The sequence below is a fragment of the Actinocorallia lasiicapitis genome (assembly GCF_054778695.1).
In genome coordinates this window covers 1-618 of the sequence record NZ_BAAGZI010000885.1, presented here as the reverse complement: position 1 = coordinate 618, position 618 = coordinate 1, and the positions used below count along the sequence as shown (strand labels likewise).

Sequence of the window (618 nt, the reverse complement as noted above, 5' to 3'; positions counted from 1 at the left end):
CGGGATGGCGGTGGGGGCGCCGGTCCTGGCGGTCGCGGCGGCGCCCTGGAGCGCGCCCTGGGGGGTGCTGGGCGGTTCCGTGGAGTTCGGGCGCGGGACGGCGCCGGTGTGGGCGCTGGCGGTCTGGGTGATCGTGGTGAGCACGGTGATCGCGTACGTGCTGGGCGGGCTGGCGATGCGGTTCCTGGACGCCCAGCTCGCGGCGGCGATCTGCTACACCGAGGCCGTCGCGACGATCGTGATCGCGTGGCTGGCGCTGGGTGAGCGGCTGACGGTGCTGCAGCTCGCGGGCGGGGCGATCGTCCTGACCGGCGCGTACCTGGCGCAGCGGCCCGCCCCCGCGGCGACCGCGCCGCTGCAGATGACCGCGGCCTGAACCCCTCCGCATCTTCGTGGCGCGCGTTAGTGGGCGGCCGGGCGGTGATAGTTCCGTTGACCGCGGCCTGACCCCTCCGGGTCTTCGGGGGGCGCGTTAGAGGGGCGGCCGGGCGGTGATAGTTCCGTCATGGGCGAACGGGTGGCGGGTGCGCGGCGGGAGCGGTGGCTGGAGCTGGTGGCGCTGGTGCGGGAGGCGTCGCCGGGCGCCGCGCCCGTCGCGGAGCTCGCGGACGCGCTGGG

The 618-nt window shown here is 76.4% G+C and carries 1 protein-coding gene; it reads left to right on the top strand.

The annotated features are described in order from the left end of the window. Nucleotides 1–376 (top strand): EamA family transporter (locus ACYVE7_RS35305; RefSeq protein WP_460371043.1); only part of this gene is annotated, 376 nt, incomplete at its 5' end. Between the last annotated feature and the right edge of the window lie 242 nt (nucleotides 377–618).